At 65.2% G+C, this 21123-nt stretch carries 15 protein-coding genes; 14 read left to right on the top strand and 1 reads right to left on the bottom strand.

The genetic code is table 11. From position 1 onward, the window contains the following. Nucleotides 1–239 precede the first annotated feature (239 nt). Nucleotides 240–968 (top strand): outer membrane beta-barrel protein, encoded by a 729-nt coding sequence (locus IVB18_RS27515; RefSeq protein WP_247983559.1) that lies wholly within the window; start codon nt 240–242, stop codon nt 966–968. Nucleotides 969–1405: 437 nt separating this feature from the next. Here IVB18_RS27515 and IVB18_RS27510 read toward each other — a convergent pair whose 3' ends face one another. Continuing rightward, the gene (locus IVB18_RS27510; protein WP_247983558.1) at nt 1406–2641 is read right to left on the bottom strand and encodes an IS701 family transposase; all 1236 of its coding nucleotides are present in this window, start codon (nt 2639–2641) and stop codon (nt 1406–1408) included. Nucleotides 2642–2893: 252 nt separating this feature from the next. On the opposite strand from IVB18_RS27510, the gene dnaE reads away from it, so the two are divergent. From dnaE to bamA, 13 genes are all read left to right on the top strand, one after another. Beyond that, nucleotides 2894–6397 carry a DNA polymerase III subunit alpha gene (gene dnaE / locus IVB18_RS27505; protein ID WP_247983557.1) on the top strand — a complete coding sequence of 1168 codons (3504 nt, stop codon included), beginning with the start codon at nt 2894–2896 and terminating at the stop codon, nt 6395–6397. Between the two features lie 141 nt (nt 6398–6538). Continuing rightward, nucleotides 6539–7030: a DUF2846 domain-containing protein gene (locus IVB18_RS27500; protein WP_247983556.1), complete on the top strand. Its 492-nt coding sequence runs from the start codon at nt 6539–6541 to the stop codon at nt 7028–7030. A gap of 146 nt (nt 7031–7176) precedes the next feature. After that, nucleotides 7177–7917 carry a carbonic anhydrase gene (locus IVB18_RS27495; RefSeq protein WP_247983555.1) on the top strand — a complete coding sequence of 247 codons (741 nt, stop codon included), beginning with the start codon at nt 7177–7179 and terminating at the stop codon, nt 7915–7917. A 190-nt stretch (nt 7918–8107) separates the two neighbouring features. Then, nucleotides 8108–10600 (top strand): caspase family protein, encoded by a 2493-nt coding sequence (locus IVB18_RS27490; RefSeq protein WP_247983554.1) that lies wholly within the window; start codon nt 8108–8110, stop codon nt 10598–10600. A 216-nt stretch (nt 10601–10816) separates the two neighbouring features. Beyond that, the gene (locus tag IVB18_RS27485) at nt 10817–11809 is read left to right on the top strand and encodes a 30S ribosomal protein S2 (protein ID WP_247983553.1); all 993 of its coding nucleotides are present in this window, start codon (nt 10817–10819) and stop codon (nt 11807–11809) included. Nucleotides 11810–11941: 132 nt separating this feature from the next. Next, on the top strand, nt 11942–12865 hold the full coding sequence (gene tsf / locus IVB18_RS27480) for a translation elongation factor Ts (protein ID WP_247983552.1): 924 nt from the start codon (nt 11942–11944) through the stop codon (nt 12863–12865). A 61-nt stretch (nt 12866–12926) separates the two neighbouring features. Then, nucleotides 12927–13643 (top strand): UMP kinase, encoded by a 717-nt coding sequence (gene pyrH, locus IVB18_RS27475; RefSeq protein ID WP_247983551.1) that lies wholly within the window; start codon nt 12927–12929, stop codon nt 13641–13643. Between the two features lie 92 nt (nt 13644–13735). Beyond that, nucleotides 13736–14299 (top strand): ribosome recycling factor, encoded by a 564-nt coding sequence (gene frr, locus IVB18_RS27470; protein WP_247983550.1) that lies wholly within the window; start codon nt 13736–13738, stop codon nt 14297–14299. 10 nt (nt 14300–14309) lie between these two features. Beyond that, nucleotides 14310–15068 (top strand): isoprenyl transferase, encoded by a 759-nt coding sequence (locus IVB18_RS27465; RefSeq protein WP_247983549.1) that lies wholly within the window; start codon nt 14310–14312, stop codon nt 15066–15068. Next, nucleotides 15065–15907: a phosphatidate cytidylyltransferase gene (locus IVB18_RS27460; protein ID WP_247983548.1), complete on the top strand. Its 843-nt coding sequence runs from the start codon at nt 15065–15067 to the stop codon at nt 15905–15907. The genes IVB18_RS27465 and IVB18_RS27460 overlap by 4 nt, the downstream gene beginning before the upstream one ends. Nucleotides 15908–15911: 4 nt before the next feature. Then, nucleotides 15912–17135, top strand: a complete 1224-nt coding sequence (gene dxr, locus IVB18_RS27455) for a 1-deoxy-D-xylulose-5-phosphate reductoisomerase (protein WP_247983547.1) — start codon at nt 15912–15914, stop codon at nt 17133–17135. Between the two features lie 44 nt (nt 17136–17179). Then, entirely contained in the window at nt 17180–18331 is a 1152-nt protein-coding gene (rseP, locus tag IVB18_RS27450; protein WP_247983546.1) for an RIP metalloprotease RseP, read from the top strand. A gap of 176 nt (nt 18332–18507) precedes the next feature. Continuing rightward, nucleotides 18508–21039 carry an outer membrane protein assembly factor BamA gene (bamA, locus tag IVB18_RS27445; RefSeq protein WP_247983545.1) on the top strand — a complete coding sequence of 844 codons (2532 nt, stop codon included), beginning with the start codon at nt 18508–18510 and terminating at the stop codon, nt 21037–21039. Nucleotides 21040–21123 lie beyond the last annotated feature (84 nt).

Raw genomic sequence — 21123 nt, 5'->3', positions numbered from 1 at the left:
ATCACGCGATCGTGCGCGCGACGTTGTTACGCGCGCAGGCTGTGGATGTCGCGTAGTCGACATTGGAATTCATGAAAACTCTTGTTTCAAAGGGTTTCCAGAGCGCGCTGCTAAACCTTCGTTAATGAAGCAGGGCCCTTTGGAGCGAACTGTGGCGTTGAGGTTACAGCAATTCCGTCGATCGCTGCTAAGACGACGCAACGGCCCGGGGGCCTAACGACGAAACTGGAACGGGAAAAATGAAAAAGAGTTTGTTGCTTGTCACTGCCAGCCTCATCGCGCTCGGCGCGGCTGCGCCGGCGGTGGCTGCTGATCTCGCGGCGCGGCCGTACACCAAGGCGCCTGCGATGGTCGCCGCGATCTACGACTGGAGCGGGTTCTACATCGGCATCAACGGCGGCGGCGCTTCGTCGCACGCGACTTGGGATCTGATCGGCGTCGGCCGCGAAGGTTCGCACGATGCGACCGGCGGCACGGTCGGTGGCCAGATCGGCTATCGCATGCAGTCGGGCCAGTGGGTGTTCGGCGTTGAAGGCCAGGGCAACTGGGCCGACTTCTCCGGCAGCAACACCAGCGCGCTCACCGGTCTCACCGACCGTACCAAGATCGATTCGTTCGGTCTGATCACCGGTCAGGTCGGCTACGCCTGGAACAACGTCCTCGTCTACGTCAAGGGCGGTGCGGCTGTGATCGGCGCCAAGTACGACGTCCGCACCGCGGCCGGCGCGTTCGTCGCTTCGTCCGATGACACCCGCTGGGGCGGCACCATCGGCGCTGGCCTCGAATACGGCTTTGCCCCGAACTGGTCGGTTGGCGTCGAGTACAACCACATCTTCCTGGGTGGTCACGACCAGAACCTGACCAGCGCCGGCGTGCTGGTTCAGGCCGACCACATCAAGCAGGACGTCGACATGGGCCTCGTCCGCCTGAACTACAAGTTCGGCGGTCCGATCCTCGGCCGGTACTGAGCAAGTCCAGAGACAAGCCGCTCCACTTGAGCGGTTGACGAAAGCCCCGGCCTTGCGCCGGGGCTTTTTTGTTGTTTGGGTTCAGCGAGTTAACCATCGCGCTGCGAAATGGCCAAGATCGCTTGACTCCTGAGAACGAAATGAGAACAATGTTCTTCATACGTTCCAGCCAAGGGAGCAAGCCATGTTCAGGATTTTCGTGGAAGAAGCCGCCGCACTGGCGTCGATCACGCTGTTCGTCGGGATGATCGCAATCTGGGCCCAGGTGCTTCCGCAGCTCTAGCATTACAGTTGCCGTTTTGCTTTGAGATGCGCGCGCTGAGCGGCAGCCTGGTGAGCTCTGCGCCAGAATGACCATGCGATGACATGCGCGGGTTGGATCCGCTTTCGAGCAAGCCTGATGGCGATGCGGCGGATTTCCTGGATTGACCAACGGATCAGCGGCGGCGTGGGTGTGCTTTGGCTTTTGCCGGGGGGCGGCGTTTGGTTTTTTTGGGCGGTGGCGGATTGGCGCGATGGCGGATCGCCGCCATCATGGCGAAGGCGAGCATCACCAGGGACACGTGGCGATGCCAGCCATGCCAGGACCTGCTCTCGTTGTGATCGAGCCCGAACTCGTTTTTCGCGGTTTCAAAGCTGTCCTCGATCGCCCATCGATGGCCTTCGACCGCGACCAGCGTTTCAATTGATGTTCCCGCTGGGCACCAGGTGGTGAAGAAGGCGAGATCGCCATCGGCGATATGGCGACGGATCAGCAGACCGCGCGTCCATAAACCATCATTTGCGCTGTTGAACTGCTCGACCTCGAGATCGGCCAGTTCGAGATAACACCAGTCATGCAGCCTCGGTCCTTTGGTTCCGGCTCCCGCCGACAAGCGCTTCCAGTCGGACGGGCGCCGCGTCCGGGCGATGTCTTCGGCCTTGCCGGCGACCGGCTGTCGCTTGCCCCAGGATCGGAAGACATGAGAGCTGCTGACCCCGAGCACATAGCCTTTGCCTGCCCGCCGTAGCTGCTGTTCGATATCGCCAACACCGTAGACCGTGTCACCGGCAACCCACTTGAATGGTACAGACGCGGCTATCGCACGTGCGATCATTCTCGTCGCAAGCTTTGGTTTGGTCGCAAAGCCGACATCGGCAGGCACATATGCGGCTTCCAGACGATCTGGATCGTCAGTCCATTCCTTCGGAAGATACAACGCGCGATCGATGAACGCATGACCATGACGCGAAACGTAGGTAGCGAAGACGCCGATCTGGCAGTTCGTAATCTTCCCTGCCGAACCAGTGTATTGCCGTGCCACTCCGCATGAGGCCTTACCCTGCTTGAGAAAGCCGGTCTCGTCGATCACCAGCACCGCATCGTCATCCGCCAAATGCTCGATGACATAGTCGCGGACGATATCGCGCAGGGCATCAGCGTCCCAATCTCCACGACCCAGAATTGCCTGCTGACGCCATGGGCCAGGATCGCCAGCCGCCTCCGCGCGCATCCAGCCGGTCTTGCGCTGCTCATCTCCGAGCAGACCTTCCAGGAACAAGCCTGCATTCGTCGCCACACGCTCTTGCGTGAACAACGGACGTATCCGTTGCTTGATCTCTCGAAGCGACGCCGCCCACAACGCAAGCGTCTCCTCAACCGACGCGGCCCGCGTCCACGACATTCGAATCATGGTTGCCCATGGATTCAGAAGCCCGCAAACAAAGCAACTGTAATGCTAGGGCACCGGTTTACACAACCGTTGCTCGGGAACTCCTGAGTGCGCCTTGGGGAAAAGCGGGACGACGCGGCCGACCGGCCGCTCCGGCGTGGACTCTGGCGCGGCGACGCCCCACCATTGTGAGGCGAGTCGGCCGGGCGAGCACTTGATGCCTCCGGTGCCGGCGACCGCTCCATCTCACCTGCAAGAGGCCGTCACGCGACCATGCCGAGCGCCGGATTTGTCCACCTTCACGTTCACTCGGCCTATTCGCTGCTCAAGGGCTCGATCAAGATCGCCAAGCTCGCCGAGCTCGCCAAGAAGGACCACCAGCCGGCGCTGGCGCTGACCGACACCGACAACATGTTCGGTGCGCTGGAGTTCTCCGACAAGATGGCGGGGTCCGGCATCCAGCCGATCGTCGGCTGCGAGCTGGCGATCGACTTCGGCGACCAGGATCCGAATGCGCGCAACGCGCTTCTGCCATCGCGCGTGGTGCTGCTGGCAGCGCAAGAGCGCGGCTATCGCAGCCTGATGCGGCTGAACTCGCGGGCGTTTCTGGAGACGCCCGACACCCACGCCTCCCACATCAAGTTCGACTGGCTCGAAGGCGAGACCGAAGGTCTGATCGTGCTCACCGGCGGTCCGGACGGGCCGATTTCGCTGGCGCTGCAAGCCGGCCACGCCGAGCTTGCGGCCGCACGCTGCGAGCGTCTCGCCAGCCTGTTCGGCGACCGCCTCTATGTCGAATTGCAGCGCCACGGCCTGGACAAGGAGCGGCGCATCGAAGGCGGGCTGATCGACATCGCCTTTACGAAAGGCCTGCCGCTGGTCGCGGCCAACGAGCCGTATTTCGCCGCGGCCGACGATTACGAGGCGCACGATGCGCTGCTCTGCATCGCCGGCGGCCGGCTGATCGCGGAGACCGAGCGCGAGCAGCTCACGCCCGATCACCGCTTCAAGACGCGCGCCGAGATGGCGGTGCTGTTCGCCGACATTCCGGAGGCGCTGGCCTCGACGGTGGAGATCGCCGAGCGCTGCTCGTTCCGCCCGATGACGCGCAAGCCGATCCTGCCGTTCTTCACCGTCGGTGCCGCGTCGAGCCCGGACGCCGCCGCGGTCGAAGCCGCCGAGTTGAAGCAGCAGGCGGAGCAGGGGCTTGCCAACCGCTTGCGCGTGCACGGCCTGTCGCAGGGCACCACGGACGAGGACTACAGCCAGCGTCTGGCGTTCGAGCTCGACGTCATCATGCGCATGAAGTACGCCGGCTACTTCCTGATCGTGTCCGACTTCATCAAATGGGCGAAGGGCCAGGGCATCCCGGTCGGGCCCGGCCGCGGCTCGGGCGCAGGCTCGCTGGTCGCCTGGGCGCTGACCATCACCGATCTCGATCCGATCAAGTTCGGGCTGCTGTTCGAGCGCTTCCTCAATCCGGAACGCGTCTCGATGCCGGACTTCGACATCGACTTCTGCCAGGACCGCCGCGGCGAGGTGATCCAATACGTGCAGCAGCGCTATGGCCGCGACCAGGTGGCGCAGATCATCACCTTCGGTACGCTGCAGGCGCGCGGCGTGCTGCGCGACGTCGGCCGCGTGCTGCAAATGCCCTATGGCCAGGTCGACAAGCTGACCAAGCTGGTGCCGCAGAATCCGGCGGCGCCGGTGACGCTGGCCGCCGCGATCGAGAGCGAGCCGAAGCTTCAGGCCTTTCGCGACGAAGACCCGGTGGTGGCGCGCGCCTTCGACATCGCGCAGCGCCTCGAAGGCCTGACGCGCCACGCCTCGACGCATGCGGCCGGCATCGTGATCGGCGATCGTCCGCTGAGCGAGCTGGTGCCGCTCTACCGCGATCCCAAATCCGACATGCCGGTGACCCAGTTCAACATGAAATGGGTCGAGCCGGCCGGCCTCGTGAAGTTCGACTTCCTCGGCCTGAAGACGCTGACGGTGCTCGACGTCGCGATCAAGCTGCTCAAGCCGCGCGACATCCATGTCGATCTCGCGACGCTGCCGATCGACGATGCCGAAAGCTACCAGATGCTGGCGCGCGGCGACGTGGTCGGCGTGTTCCAGGTTGAAAGCCAGGGCATGCGGCGGGCGCTGATCGACATGCGCCCCGACCGCTTCGAGGACATCATCGCGCTGGTCGCGCTGTATCGCCCGGGCCCGATGGCGAACATTCCGACCTATTGTTCGCGCAAGCATGGCGACGAGGAGCCGGAATATCTCCACCCCGTGCTGGAGCCGATCCTGAAGGAGACGTTCGGCGTCATCATCTACCAGGAACAGGTGATGCAGATCGCGCAGGTGATGTCGGGCTATTCGCTCGGCGACGCCGACCTGCTGCGCCGCGCGATGGGCAAGAAGATCCGCGCCGAGATGGAGAAGCAGCGCGAGATCTTCGTCGCGGGTGCGGTGAAGAACGGCGTGCCGAAGGGGCAGGCCGACACCATCTTCGAGCTGCTGGCGAAATTCGCCGACTACGGCTTCAACAAGAGCCACGCGGCGGCCTATGCGCTGGTGTCCTATCACACCGCCTACATGAAGGCGCATTACCCGGTGGAGTTCATCGCGGCGTCGATGACGCTCGATCTCAACAACACCGACAAGCTGTCCGAATTCCGCTCCGAGGCGCAGCGCCTCGGCATCAAGGTCGAGCCGCCCAACGTCAACCGCTCCGGTGCGACCTTCGAGGTCGGCGACAAGACCATCTACTACGCGCTCGCCGCGCTCAAGGGCGTCGGTATTCAGGCGGTCGAGCAGATCGTCGCGGAGCGCACCAAGAACGGCCTGTTCACCTCGCTTGCCGACTTCGCCGCGCGCGTCAATCCGCGCGCGATCAACAAGCGCATCATCGAGAGTCTCGCGGCCGCTGGCGCCTTCGACACGCTGGAGCCCAGCCGCGCGCGCGTCTTTGCCGGCGCCGATGCGGTGCTCGCCGCCTGTCAGCGCTCCCATGAGGCGGCGACGATCGGGCAGAACGACATGTTCGGCGGCGCCGCCGACGCGCCGACGATCATGCTGCCGCAGGTCGAGCCGTGGCTGCCGGCCGAGCGGCTGCGCCGCGAATACGATGCGATCGGCTTCTTCCTGTCGGGCCATCCGCTCGACGATTACGCCACCGTCCTGAAGCGGCTGCGCGTGCAGAGCTGGGCCGAGTTTTCGCGCGCGGTGAAGACCGGCGCGACCGCCGGCAAGGTCGCGGCCACCGTGGTGTCGCGCATGGAGCGGCGCACCAAGACCGGCAACAAGATGGGCATCATGGGCCTGTCCGATCCGACCGGTCATTTCGAGGCCGTGCTGTTCTCGGAAGGCCTCGCGCAATATCGCGATGTGCTGGAGCCGGGCGCCGCGGTGCTGTTGCAGCTCGGCGCGGAATTGCAGGGCGAGGACGTCCGTGCCCGCGTGCTGCACGCCGAGCCGCTCGATGACGCCGCGGCCAAGACGCAGAAGGGCCTGCGCATCTTCGTGCGCGATACCAAGCCGCTTGAATCGATCGCCAAGCGTCTGGCCGGCCCCGAGATGGCATCCTCGAACGGCGCCGCGCCAAAAATCGGCAGCGCAGGCGTCGCGCCGCGCTCCAACGGCGACGGCGAGGTCTCGCTGGTGATGATGCTCGACCTCGAGACCGAGGTCGAGATGAAGCTGCCCGGCCGCTTCAAGGTCTCGCCGCAGATCGCAGGCGCCATCAAGGCGGTCGCGGGCGTGGTCGACGTGCAGCAGCTGTAGTACACGCACGACATTGCAGCCGATTGCATGTTTTGCAGCGGTAGCTGCCTCGCTCCTGTTGCAACCATGCGATGTTTTTGGCTAGCATGCCCTCGGGAATGAATTGGGGGCGTGATGTTACTGCGTGGGCTGGTACTGCTCATGGCTGCCGCATTGCTGTGCGGCTGTGAGACGGCGAGAAGTGGGCTCGACTATTCCGAGACGGTACGAAAGATAGGTCCGCCGAAAGCCGGGCAGGCGCGCGTCGTCGTGTTTCGCGAGAAGGGTTTTGGCGGCATTGGCGATCCGGACTGGGCATTTTCCCTCGATGGTACGCCGATCAAGGGTTTGAAGACCGGGACCTATGTCTATATCGATCGCCCGGCGGGCCAACACCAGTTCGTGGCAGAAGAAGTGGCGCTCGGCGTCACGCGCGTGGACTTCTCGGCTCAATCCGGCCAGACCGTGTTCTTCGTTACGCGCCTCAGTGAGCGCAAGACCGCCATGATCGCAAACGCGAGCACGGGATTGCTCGGCTGGGGTCTCACCCTTGCGATGACCTCCGGTTACAAGAATCAAGGGCCGCTGGATTTCCTGCCATTGGACGAACCGGCCGCAAGGACGACGATCGCAGAGCTTCGGCTGGCGGAATAGGTCCAGGTGAGATTCGGCGAGCGCATCGTTCGGGCTACGCAGACCAGTTCGGGCGCCGCCCGCACCATCATTTGTGGTTTCGTCACATCGTTGCGACTTTGATCGCGACCACGCAGTTCGTCCATCGCGCCGGGAGGAAACGTAACATGTGTGACAAATGCTCTGAATCACTACAGGACAGGATCGCACCATCGCGGCGTTCGGCGATGCTGTTTGCCGCCTCCGCGCTGGGCCTGGCCTTCGCCGGCAAAGCCGTCGCCAAGGAGGCCAAGGCGCCGCCCAAGCCGCAAAATGTGCTGTCGCCGGACGGGGCGCTGAAGCGGCTGGTGGAGGGCAATGCGCGCTACGTCGACGGCGTGTCGCGGCGCCACGATTTCAAGCACGAGCGCGAGGCCCTGGCCGGCGGCCAGAACCCGTTCGCGGCGGTGTTGAGCTGCGCCGACTCGCGCATCGCGCCGGAATACGCCTTCGACAGCGGCCGCGGCGATCTGTTCGTCTGTCGCGTTGCCGGAAATTTTGCCGGCACCGAGACCATCGCCAGCATGGAATATGCAGTGGCCGTGCTCAACACGCCGCTGATCCTCGTGCTCGGCCACGACAGTTGCGGGGCCGTCGATGCGACGCTGAAGGCGCTCAAGGACAACAAGCCGCCGCCGGGACACATTCCCTCGCTGGTCGACGCGATCGCGCCCGCCGCCAAGGCGGCAATGCAGCAGGGCGGGGAGGTGCTCGACAAGGCGATCCGGCAAAACGTGATCGACAACGTTGCGAAACTGAAGTCGGCCGCGCCGATCCTCAATGCTGCCGTGGAGCAGGGCAAGCTGAAGGTCGTGGGCGGCATTTACCGGCTTACGACGGGGACGGTCGATCTGATCGCGCAGGGCTGAACGGCCTGATGGCTGAAGGATCTGCCGAGATGCCCGCCGTTTCGCGGCCGTAAAGGTTACGCGGAGCTGACGTCTGAGTGGGCGCCATTCCGCCGCCTCAATCCAAGCTTTTCGTTCAAGCGCCGTTCAGCCGGCCGCGCGTCTCATGCGCGTTGGCTCTCAACACTCAACAATAGCGGGCAAGCAAGCCATGCGTGGGACACACAAGGCCTTCATCTGCTTCCTTCTGCCGATCCTGTTCTTTGCTGCGGGCGCGCTCGATCCGGCGCGGGCGCAGCAGCAGGAAAAACGCATCGCGCTCGTTGTCGGCAACGGCGCCTATGCCAAGTCGCCGCTGGCGACGACCGCGAACGACGCCGGCCTGATCGCGCAGACGCTGCAGGCGGCGGGCTTCGACGTGGTCGGCGCGCGCGATCTCGACGGCGACACGCTGCGCAAGAGTTTTCGCGATTTCATCCAGAAGGCGCACGCCTCCGGCCCGGGCACCGTCGCGATGATCTATCTGGCCGGATATGGCGTCCAGCTCGCCGGCGAGAACTATTTCATCCCGGTCGATTCCAACATCACGCGCGACACCGACGTTCCGACCGAAGCCTTGCGCCTCAGCGACTATCTCCGCCAACTCGCCGCCATTCCGCTCAAGGCCAACATCGTGGTGCTCGACGCGGCGCGCGCGCAGCCCTTCATCGAGGGCGGCCAGCAGATCGCAAGCGGGCTGGCGCTGGTCGAGCCTGATCCGAATATGCTGATCGCCTTCAACGCGGCGCCCGGCACCGTCGCGCCTGAGGAGCCCGGCCCCTATGGCATCTACGCCCAGTCGCTGGCGGAGATGATCCGCACCGGCGGCCTGTCGCTGCCGGAGGTGTTCGACCGCGTTCGCCTGCGCGTCAACGAAGCCAGCAAGGGCGCGCAGGTGCCCTGGGACGAGCAGAAGATCAGCGCGCAATTCTCATTCTTCGAGCGCGGGCCCGATGCGCCGCCGCCGCAGTCCACGCCGGATCAGGTCGCCGCGATCCGCAACAAGCCGATCCGCGATCTCGGCGCGCAAGATGCCTATGCGGCCGCGCTCGAGCGCGACACGCTGCCGGTCTACGAAGAGTTTCTCGCCGCCTATCCGAATGATCCCCTGTCGAAGCGCGTCATGGCGATCGTTGCGGCGCGGCGCGAGGCGATCACCTGGCGGCGGACCTATCGGAACGACACGCCGGAGGCCTATTGGTCGTATCTGCGCCGCTATCCGCGCGGGCCGCATGCGGCCGACGCGCACCGGCGCCTCGCGATCCTGACCGCGCCGGTCGAGCCGCCGCCGAGCTTTGCGATGATCGACTACGACGTGCCGCCGCCGCCGCCGGAGGAGATCGTCTATGTCGACCGTCCCGTGCTTCTGTTCGGCGATCCCGTGTTCGGCTTCGCGCCGCCGCCGCCGCCGCCGGTCTACTATTTGCCGCCGCCGCCGCCGGATTTCGTCGTGCTGTCGCCGCCGCTGCCTGTGGACGGCTTGTTTATCCTGCCGCAGCCGATGTTCGTGCCGATCCCGGCGTTCGTCAGGCCGCCAGTCTATGTCGCACCGCCGCCCAACAACATCATCTACCAGAACATCCACAACACCACGGTCATCAACACCGTGATCAATCGGCCGCTGGCACCGCCGGCGGGGACGGGCCCCGGACCGGGCAATCTGGCACCCGCGGTCGCCGGCCGCGCCAACCCGGCAGGTCCAGCCGTGCCACAGGCGGTCGCGCAGCGCGCTGCCCTGATCCAGCAAGGCAAGGCGCCGATGCCGCCGAGCGCCGCGATCAATGCGACGGCGAGGCCCGGGACGCCTCCCGCGACCCCGGCGGGCGTCGCGCCCGGCGCGGCGATGTCCGGCCCACAGAAGCTGCCGCAGGCCAACACACTGCCGGCGCCCGGTACGCCGCCGGTGCCTCCGGGGGCAGGGCCACCATCGGCCGCAGCTCCGAATGGCAAGCCGGCCGCGACGGCAACCGCACCTGCGGCCAATGTTCCGCCGGCGCACGCCAACGCGCCCGCCGCAGCTCCAGCGCCGGGGCAGCCCAACGCGCATGCACTTCCGGTTCCCGGTGCCCATGGAACGCCGCCGGTGCCCGGTCGGACCGGTCCGCTGCCGTCCGCGGCCCAAACGCCTGGTGGCCACGCTCCTGGCGGCCAAGCTCCTGGTGGCAAGCCTGGGCCAAGTGCGCCGGCGCCAACCGCTGCGGCGCCAGCCACCGCAACGCCGCCGGCCCCGGGAAGGCCGCCCGGACCGGGCCACGCCGTCGTGCCGCCTCCGGCGTCTGCGACCGCCAGGCCGGCCGCGACCTCGGTCAAACCGGCGGCTCCGCCGCCACCGCCGCCGGTCGCCCGGCAGCAGATGAGGCCCGAACCGCCGCGAGCCGCGGCTCCGCCGCCGCGTCCGCAGGTCACGGCACGCCCTGCGCCGGCGCCACCGCGAGCAGCTCCGCCACCGCCGCCGCGGATGGCTGCTCCGCCGCCACCCCGCCCGGCACCGCCGCCGGTTGCGGCCGCCCGGCCGGCGCCGCCGCCAGTGGCAAGGCCGGCTCCGCCGCCTCCGCCGCCACGGGTCGCGGTCGCCCCGCCGCCGCGTCCGGCCGCCCCGCCGCCACGCCCCGCTGCGCCGCCGGCCGCGGCCAAGAAATGCCCACCCAACCAGCCGAAGTGCTAGAGCGGGTGGCGTAAAACCACGGGAAAAGGGCCTGGAGCAGGGCAGTGAAAATGCCCTCGAAAGGCCCTTATTTCCTTGCTTCTGGCCGAAATCGCGCTATACAGCGCGCCATCTCACACGGAAGCATGGCTCACAAGGCCGTCCGGTGGCAGCCGGGGCGACAACGCTCCGTTTTGCTCACACGCTTCCGGAGGAACCAACCGGAGAATTATAACGATGGCACTACCCGAATTCACTATGCGTCAGCTGCTCGAAGCCGGCGTGCACTTTGGTCACCAGTCTCACCGCTGGAATCCGAAAATGGCGCCGTTCATTTTCGGGGCCCGCAACAACATCCACATCGTCGACCTCGCCCAGACCGTGCCGTTGCTGCATCACGCCTTGCAGGCGGTCAGCGACACCGTCGCCAAGGGCGGCCGCATCCTGTTCGTCGGCACCAAGCGCCAGGCGCAGGACGGCGTTGCCGACGCGGCCAAGCGCTGCGCGCAGTATTTCGTCAATTCGCGCTGGCTCGGCGGCACGCTGACCAACTGGAAGACGATCTCCGGCTCGATCAAGCGCCTGCGTCACCTCGACGACGTGCTGTCCGGCGGCGATGCCAGCTCCTACACCAAGAAGGAGCGCCTGACGCTTCAGCGCGAGCGCGACAAGCTCGACCGCTCGCTCGGCGGCATCAAGGACATGGGCGGTCTGCCCGACCTGATCTTCGTGATCGACACCAACAAGGAAGACATCGCGATCCAGGAAGCCCAGCGGCTCAACATCCCGGTCGCTGCGATCGTCGACACCAATTCGGACCCGAAGGGCATCACCTATGTGGTGCCGGGCAATGACGACGCCGGCCGCGCGATCGCGCTGTATTGCGACCTGATCGCGCGCGCGGCGATCGACGGCATCGGGCGCGCCCAGGGCGATTCCGGTGTCGACGTCGGCGCTTCGGTTCGGCCGGTGGCTGAAGAGCTTCCGGCGACGACGAGCGGCTTCCAGGGCCTCGCCGGTCCGCGCGGCACCGTCGACGATCTCAAGAAGCTCCCGGGCGTGTCGGGCGAAATCGAGAAGAAGTTCAACGACCTCGGCATCTTCCACTTCTGGCAGCTCGCCGAGCTCAATCACGACACCGCGCACAAGATCGGCGAAGAGGTCGGTCTGCCCAGCCGCGCGGACGCCTGGGTAGCCAAGGCCAAGGCGCTGACCGCGGAAGCGGAATAGTCAAAAAGAGCGACGGGTTGGCCGGATAAGATCCGGCCACCATTTCAGTTGACGCGAATTCCTGAGATGGACCGCGGCGGGCGCTTCGATGCCACGCCGCGGCAAACCGGCAGGCAAAAAGGATTTTCAACGATGGCTACGATCACAGCGGCGATGGTCAAGGACCTGCGCGAGTCGACCGGCGCGGGCATGATGGACTGCAAGGCTGCGCTCACCGAGACCAGTGGCGACATGGAAGCGGCGCAGGACTGGCTGCGCAAGAAGGGCCTGTCGAAGGCCGCCAAGAAGTCGGGCCGGGTCGCGGCCGAGGGCTTGATCGGTGCGCTGACCAAGGGCACCAAGGGCGTCGTGGTCGAGGTCAACTCCGAGACCGATTTCGTCGCGCGCAACGGCCAGTTCCAGGGCCTGGTCAAGATGATCGCCCAGGTTGCGTTCGACGTCGGTGCAGATGTCGAGAAGATCAAGGCCACCAAGGTCGGCGACGTCACGGTGGAAGCCGCGATCAATGACGCGATCGCGACCATCGGCGAGAACATGACGCTGCGCCGCGCTGCTTCGCTCGAAGTGAGCCAGGGCGTTGTGTCGAGCTACGTCCACGGCGCGGTCGTCGAAGGCGCCGGCAAGATGGGCGTGATCGTGGCGCTGGAATCGCCCGGCAAGACCGACGAGCTCGCAACGCTCGGCCGTCAGATCGCGATGCATGTCGCGGCCGCCAACCCGCTCGCGCTCGAGCCGTCCGGCCTCGATCCGGCGACCGTCAAGCGCGAAAAGGACGTGCTCGCCGACAAGTACCGCCAGCAGGGCAAGCCCGAGAACGTGATCGAAAAGATCGTCGAGTCCGGCCTGAAGACCTACTACAAGGAAGTCTGCCTGCTTGAGCAGGCCTTCATCCACGACACCGGCAAGTCGGTGGCGCAGGCGGTGAAGGAGGCCGAGGGCAAGGTTGGCGGTCCCGTGAAAATCGCGGGCTTCGTGCGCTATGCTCTTGGTGAGGGAATCGAGAAGCAGGAAAGCGACTTCGCGGCCGAAGTCGCCGCCGCCAGCGGCAAGAAGTAAGCGCCGGAACGTTCCTTCCGGCGTGCCGCCGGAAGCGGCGCCCGGACAAGGAAAAGTGCTCATGACTGATCCGGTCTATCGTCGCGTCGTGATCAAGCTGTCCGGCGAATATCTCGCGGGACAGCAGGGTTTTGGCATCGATCAGCCGACCGTCGACCGGGTCGCGGACGATCTGATCGCCGCGCGTCATCTCGGGACCGAGGTCGCCGTCGTGATCGGCGGCGGCAATATCGTGCGCGGCGTCGAGGTCTCGTCCCGCGGCGTGTCGCGTCCGACCGGCGACACCATGGGCATGCTCGCCACCATGATGAACTGCCTCGCGCTGGAGTCGGCGATCGAGCGCAAGGGCACGCCGGCGCGCACGCTGTCGGCCTTCGTCATGCCCGAGATTTCCGAGCTGTTCACCCGCGCCGCCGCACACAAATACCTCGCCGAGGGTCGAATCGTGCTGCTCGGTGGTGGGACCGGCAATCCGTTCTTCACCACCGACACGACCGCGGTGCTGCGCGCCGCCGAGATCGGCGCACAGGCGGTTCTGAAGGCGACCAATGTCGACGGCGTCTACTCGGCCGACCCGAAGAAGGATCCGACCGCCAAGCGGTTCGACCGGCTGACGCATTCGCAGGCCATCGAAGGGGACTACAAGGTGATGGATGCGACCGCCTTCGCGCTTGCCCGCGAGACGTCGCTGCCTATCATCGTGTTCTCGATCGCGGAGCCGGGTTCGATCGGCGCGATTCTGCGTGGCGGCGGCCACGGAACCATCGTCGCCGGCTGACGGCTCATCGGTCGCGCCTCAAAAGAAGGGGCGCGGAGACGTCGCTGGAATTTTGGCCGGGAGTTCGGCCGGGATTTTGAAGGAGAAGCGAGATGTCCACGGGTAATTTCGACATCAACGAATTGAAGCGCCGTATGCAGGGCGCCACCCAGTCTCTCAAGCACGAGCTCGGTGGCTTGCGCACGGGACGCGCGTCGGCATCGATGCTGGACCCGGTCCAGGTCGAGGCTTACGGCAGCCACATGCCGCTCAACCAGCTCGCCACCGTCAGCGTGCCGGAACCGCGGCTGATCTCGGTCCAGGTCTGGGACAAGGCGATGGTCAAGCCGGTCGAGAAGGCGATCGTCGATTCCAATCTCGGCCTGTCGCCCGCGACAGAAGGCCAGGTGCTGCGCCTGCGCATTCCCGAGCTCAACGAGGAGCGGCGTAAGGAACTAGTCAAGGTCGCGCACAAATACGCGGAAGCCGCCAAGGTCGCCGCGCGCCATGTCCGCCGCGACGGCCTCGACGTTCTCAAGAAGCTCGAAAAGAACCACGAGATGTCCGAGGACGACCAAGAGCGTCTGGCCGGCGACGTGCAGAAGGCGACCGACAGCACGATCGCCGAGATCGATCAGTTGCTGGCCGCCAAGGAAAAAGAAATCCTCACCGTCTAGAGCATCCTTCATGTCCAACGCCGCCGCGCCCGTCACGGAGGGACACGACCGGTCCGACGCGCCTGCGCATGTCGCCATCATCATGGATGGCAACGGGCGTTGGGCGGCCGCGCGCGGCTTGCCGCGGGCCGAAGGCCATCGCCGCGGCGTGGAGGCCCTGCGCCGCGTGGTTCGCGCGTCGCACGAGCTCGGCATCCGTTATCTCACCATCTTCTCCTTCAGCTCCGAAAACTGGTCGCGCCCGGCGAGCGAGATCGGCGATCTCTTCGGCCTGCTGCGGCGCTTCATCCGCAACGATCTCGCGAGCCTGCATCGCGACGGCGTCAAGGTGCGCATCATCGGCGAGCGAGACGGGCTGGAGAGCGACATCTGTGCGCTCCTGAACGAGGCCGAGGAACTGACGCGCGACAACACCCGCCTCACGCTCGTCGTCGCCTTCAATTACGGTTCGCGGCAGGAGATCGCGAAGGCGGCGCAGAAGCTCGCGCGCGAAGTCGCCGACGGCAGGCGCGATCCGGCCTCGATCGATGCCGAGACGCTTGGCGTCCATCTCGACGCGCCCGACATTCCCGATCCCGATCTCATCATCCGCACCAGCGGCGAGCAGCGCCTGTCCAATTTCCTGATGTGGCAGGCCGCCTATAGCGAACTGGTGTTCGTGCCGATCCACTGGCCCGATTTCGACAAGCCCGCGCTCGAAAGCGCGATCGCCGAATTTGCCAGGCGTGAACGCCGTTTCGGCGGCCTCGTCGCGAAAACCGCCTCGTGAGCGAACCCGACGCCGCACCGGCAGGCTCCGCGCCGGCCTCGAGCAATCTCGTGATGCGGGTGGCCGCGGCGGTCGTGCTTGCGCCGCTCGTCATTGCGATCGCTTATGCCGGCGGCTGGCTATGGGCATTTCTCGTCACGCTGGTCTCGATCGGATTGTTCGCGGAATGGCTCATGGTGGTGGGCGCGGGGTCGTTCGCGCTGACCGCGTCCGCGACGACCGTCGTCGCCATCATGGGGTTCTGCGTCGCCTTCGGCGCGCTCAAGACCGCTGTCATCACCGGCTTCGTCGGAGGCGCGATCGTTGCGCTGCTCGCGAGACGCAAGTTTGTCTGGGCCGCTTCCGGCTTCGCCTATGCATCGGCGGCGCTGTTGGCCTCGATCCTGGTGCGGCAGGATCCCGTGAACGGCTTCGCCGCGTTGATGTTCGTGCTGCTCGTGGTGTGGGCGACCGATATCGGCGGTTACTTCGCAGGCCGCGGCATTGGCGGACCGAAGCTGTGGCCGCGCGTCAGCCCCAAGAAGACCTGGGCCGGGGCGCTCGGCGGCTTTGCGGCGAGCCTTCTGGTTGCGGCCGGCTTTGCAGCCTGCGGGCTTGGAAAGGCGGTTCCGCTGCTGCTCGTCAGCGCCATCCTGTCGATGGTTTCGCAGCTCGGCGATCTCTTCGAATCCGCGGTGAAGCGGCGCTTCGGGGTCAAGGATTCCAGTCACTTAATTCCCGGCCATGGCGGGCTTCTGGACCGTCTGGACGGCTTTGTCGCTGCCATCCTGGTGGCATGGATTATCGGCTTTCTCCGCCATGGTGTGCATAGCGCCGGAAGCGGTCTTATGGTTTGGTGAGGATATGAGCGCGGTCCCATTGCGTAACAACAAGGCTGCGGCATCTGCCGTCCGCAGCGTCACGGTTCTCGGCGCTACCGGCTCGATCGGCGACAGCACGATGGACCTGCTGCGTGCTGCTCCCGAGCGCTACCGCGTCGAGGCGTTGACGGCGAACGGCAATGTCGACGCGCTGGCAAAGCTCGCCAAGGAATTTTCCGCGCGCTTCGTGGCGATCGCCGATACCTCCAAGTTCGCCGAGCTCAAGGCCGCGCTTGCCGGAACGAGCACCGAATGTGGCGCCGGCGAAAGCGCGGTGATCGAGGCCGGCGCGCGTCCGGCCGACTGGGTCATGGCCGCGGTCAGCGGTGCCGCCGGACTGAAGCCGGCCTTGGCTGCGGTCGATCGCGGTGCGCATGTCGCGCTGGCCAACAAGGAATGTCTGGTCTGCGCCGGCGACTTCTTCATGCAGCGCGCGGCGAAAGCAGGGGCCTGCATCCTGCCGGCCGATTCCGAGCACAACGCCCTGTTCCAGGCGCTGGGCTCGGGCAATCGCGACGAGCTGGTCCGTGTCATCATCACCGCCTCGGGCGGGCCGTTCCGGACCTGGAAGAGCGCCGACATCGAGCAGGCCACGCTCGCCCAGGCGTTGAAGCATCCGAACTGGAGCATGGGCCAGAAGATCACGATCGATTCCGCCTCGATGATGAACAAGGGGCTCGAGGTGATCGAGGCGTCCTATCTGTTCGCGCTGACGCCGGACGAGATCGACGTGCTGGTTCACCCGCAGTCGATCATCCACGGCATGGTCGAGTTTTCCGACCGGTCGGTCGTGGCCCAGCTCGGCGCGCCCGACATGCGTACGCCGATCGCGCACTGCCTCGGCTGGCCCGACCGCATCAAGGGCCCCGCGGCCAAGCTCGACCTGGCAAAGATCGGCCAATTGACCTTCGAGGCGCCGGATTTCGAGCGCTTCCCCGGGCTTCGCTTGGCCTTCGATTCGCTGCGGACGGGGAAGGGCGCGACCACCGTTTACAACGCCGCAAACGAGGTCGCAGTGGCCGCCTTCATCGCCGGCAAGATTCGGTTCGGCGCGATTGCGCGACTGGTGGAGGCGACGCTGGATGACTGGATCCGCGGTGGGAACCAGGCCCCTATGACCTCCGCCGATGATGCAATCTCTGTTGACCATGTTGCGCGAAATAGAGCTGCCGCCCTATTGCCTCAAATTGCCTTAAAGGCATCCTAGATGGTTCGCGGCCAGGGCCTTGCGGCGCTGGATAAGGGGTATCGATGTCTGACTTTTTCGTCCATAGTTTCAATACGTTGAGCCATGGGCTCCTCGGTTACGCGGTTCCCTTCCTGTTCGTGCTGACCATCGTCGTGTTCTTCCACGAGCTCGGCCATTTCCTGGTCGCCCGCTGGGCGGGCGTTCGCGTGTTAACCTTTTCGCTCGGTTTCGGCCCTGAGCTGGTCGGCTTCAATGACCGCCATGGCACCCGCTGGAAGATCTCGGCGATCCCGCTCGGCGGCTACGTCAAGTTCTTCGGCGACGAGAGCGAGGCCTCAACGCCATCGCCCGAAAGGCTCGCGGCCATGACGGCCGAGGAGCGCGCCGGCAGCTTCCATCACAAGAAGGTCGGCCCGCGCGCCGCCATCGTCGCAGCCGGACCGATCGCCAATTTCATCCTCGGCGCGCTGATCTTCGCCGTCATGGCGCTGTACTACGGCAAGCCGAGCACGATCGCGCGCGTGGACGGCGTTGTCGCCGACGGCGCCGCCGCCACGGCCGGCTTCAAGGTCGGGGACGTCGTCGTGCAGATCGACGGCAAGCCGATCGAGAGCTTTGCCGACATGCAGCGCATGGTCGCGATGAACGCGGGCTCGGCGCTTGTTTTCCAGGTGAAGCGGGACGGTGCGGTGGTTTCGCTGACCGCGACGCCGGCGCTGCTGGAGCGCAAGGACCCGTTCGGCAACAGCCACCATCTCGGCGTGCTCGGCGTCGAGCACAAGTCTCAGGCCGGTGAGGCCTCGACCGCGCCGGTCGGCGTGGGCGAGGCGCTCAAGATCGGGGTCGAGCAGGTCTGGTTCATCATCACCAGCACCTTCAAGTTCCTGGGCTCGCTGTTCGTGGGAACCGGTAATCCCGGTGAGGTCAGCGGCGTTCTGGGAATAGCGAAGATGTCGGGGCAGGCGGCCAGCGCCGGGTTCCAGTTCGTGATCAATTTGTGCGCCGTGCTGTCGGTCTCGATCGGCCTGTTGAATCTGTTCCCGATCCCGCTGCTCGATGGCGGTCACCTTATGTTCTATGCGGCTGAGGTGGTCCGGGGACGGCCGCTCTCCGAGCGGACACAGGAGATGGGGTTCCGAATCGGGCTCGGTTTGGTGCTGATGCTGATGGTGTTCGCAACCTACAACGACATCCTGCGAATGGCGGCGTCCTGATAGGGGCTTTTTTGTGACGTTGCTGATCGGCAACGTCTTGGATTGAAAATGAAATTACGGCGCGCGCGGCCGTTTGCGGCGTCGGGGAAATTGGCTACAAGCGGCGTGAACTTGGGGAATCTCCCAGACTGGCCTTGGGGTTGGGTCTGGTACGGAATGATAAGGGCGCGTTGCGCATGAAGTTTGGACTGCGACTCCGGGGCGGCTTGCTCGCCGCCCTGATCATGTTCGGCGCGCCGGTGGTTGCCCCGGTCGGGGCTGTTTTTGTGTCTTCGTCTGCGCTCGCTCAGACCGTTCAGTCGATTTCCGTCGAAGGAAATCGCCGTGTCGAGGTGGAGACGATCCGCTCCTATTTCAAGCCGGGCCCGGGCGGCCGCCTGGATCAAGGCGCTATCGATGACGGCCTAAAGGCGCTGATCGAGACCGGCCTGTTCCAGGACGTGAAGATCAATCGCGGCTCCGGCGGCCAGATCATCGTCTCCGTGGTGGAAAACCCGGTGATCGGCCGCGTTGCCTTCGAGGGCAACAAGAAGATCAAGGACGAGCAGCTCACCAGCGAAGTCCAGTCCAAGGCGCGCGGGACCTTCTCCCGCGCCATGGTGCAGTCCGACACGCTGCGAATCGCCGAAATCTATCGCCGCTCCGGTCGCTACGACGTCCGCGTCACGCCCGAGATCATCGAGCAGCCGAACAACCGCGTCGACCTCGTCTTCACGGTCAACGAGGGCGCCAAGACCGGCGTCAAGTCGATCGACTTCGTCGGCAACAATGCGTTCTCGTCCTACCGGCTCAGGGACATCATCAAGACCCACGAATCGAATCTGCTGAGCTTCCTTGCCAGCAGCGACATCTACGATCCCGATCGGGTCGAGGCCGACCGCGACCTGATCCGCCGGTTCTATCTCAAGAACGGCTTCGCCGACGTCCAGGTCGTGGCCGCGCTCACCGAATACGATCCGGAGAAGAAGGGCTTCCTCGTCACCTTCAAGATCGAGGAAGGCCAGCAGTACCGCGTCGGCGCGATCGACTTCCGCTCCAGCATTCCGAACTTCGACCCCACTTCGATGCGCGCCTATTCGCGCGTCAACGTCGGTTCGCTCTACAACGTCGAATCGGTCGAGAAGTCGGTCGAGGAGATGCAGATCGAGGCGTCGCGCCGCGGCTTTGCCTTCGCCGTGGTCCGCCCGGGCGGTGACCGCAACTTCGAAGCGCACACCGTGGCCGTGGTCTTCAACATCGACGAAGGCCCGCGCACCTATATCGAGCGCATCAACGTCCGCGGCAACACCCGCACGCGCGACTACGTTATCCGCCGCGAATTCGACATCTCCGAGGGCGACGCCTACAACCGCGCGCTGGTCGATCGTGCCGAGCGCCGTCTGAAGAACCTCGACTACTTCAAGACCGTGAAGATCACGACGGAGCCGGGCTCCTCCAGCGACCGCGTGGTTCTGATCGTCGATCTCGAAGAGAAGTCGACCGGCGACTTCTCGGTTTCGGGCGGCTACTCCACCACCGACGGTGCGCTCGCCGAAGTCTCGATCTCCGAGCGCAACCTGCTAGGCCGCGGCCTGTTCGCCAAGGCGTCGGTGACCTACGGCCAGTATGCGCGCGGCTATTCGCTGTCGTTCGTCGAGCCGTATCTGCTCGACTACCGCGTCGCGCTGGGCCTCGACCTCTATCAGCGCCAGCAGCTCTCCAACAGCTACATCTCCTACGGCACCAAGACGCTGGGCTTCAGCCCGCGCCTCGGCTTCAGCCTACGTGAAGATCTGGCGCTCCAGTTGCGCTACTCGATCTATCAGCAGGAAATCACCCTGCCGTACTACCTGTCGAACTGTAACAACGTCGTGGGATCGGCGGCATTCAACCCGAGCCCGGCCTTCGCCAACGCCAACGGTATCGACCTGAGCGCGACCAGCGGCCTTGGCTGCTACAGCGACGGCGAAGCCTCGCTGCCGGTGCGCAAGGAGCTCGCCAACGGCAAGACGCTGACCTCGGCGCTCGGCTACACGCTGACCTACAACACACTGGACAACAACAAGAACCCCACGGACGGTCTGCTCGTCGACTTCCGTCAGGACTTCGCCGGCGTCGGCGGCGATGTCACCTACCTGAAGTCCGTTGTCGATGCGAAATACTACGCTCCGCTGGTGTCTGACATCGTCGGCCTCGTCCACGTCCAGAGCGGCATGCTGACCAAGCTCGGCAGCGATCTGCGCATGCTCGATCAATTCCAGATGGGCCCGAACCTGGTCCGCGGCTTTGCTCCGAACGGCATCGGTCCGCGCGATTTGAATCCCTTTGGCACGCAGGACGCGCTTGGCGGCACCAAATATTGGGGCGCTTCGCTCGAATTGCAGATGCCGTTCTGGTTCCTGCCGAAGGAAGTGGGTCTGAAGGGCGCGGTCTACGCCGACGCCGGCGGCCTCTACGACTATCAGGGCCCGACGACGTGGTCGCTGACCAACGAAATGACCACGACCAAGAACTCGAGCTGTACGCCATCGACCGTCAACCCGGCCTCGGCCGGAACTTGCACCGGCTTGGTGTATGACAACGGCAATGTCGTCCGCTCGTCGGTTGGTGTCGGTCTGATCTGGCAGTCGCCATTCGGACCGCTGCGCTTCGACTACGCCGTGCCGCTCACCAAGGGCAAGAATGACCGCACGCAGGAGTTCCGGTTCGGCGGCGGCACGACGTTCTAATTCGATCAGCAGGGCACGATCCGGATCAGTGGAGCCGGTTTCCGAAGGGATCGTGCCGATCCAAGAGATGAGGCATGATGCGGC

The sequence above is a fragment of the Bradyrhizobium sp. 186 genome, from assembly GCF_023101685.1.
In the GTDB taxonomy this organism is placed as follows: Bacteria; Pseudomonadota; Alphaproteobacteria; order Rhizobiales; family Xanthobacteraceae; genus Bradyrhizobium.
Note: the sequence above shows the minus strand (reverse complement) of the source record. Positions and strands in the feature narration are given on the sequence as shown.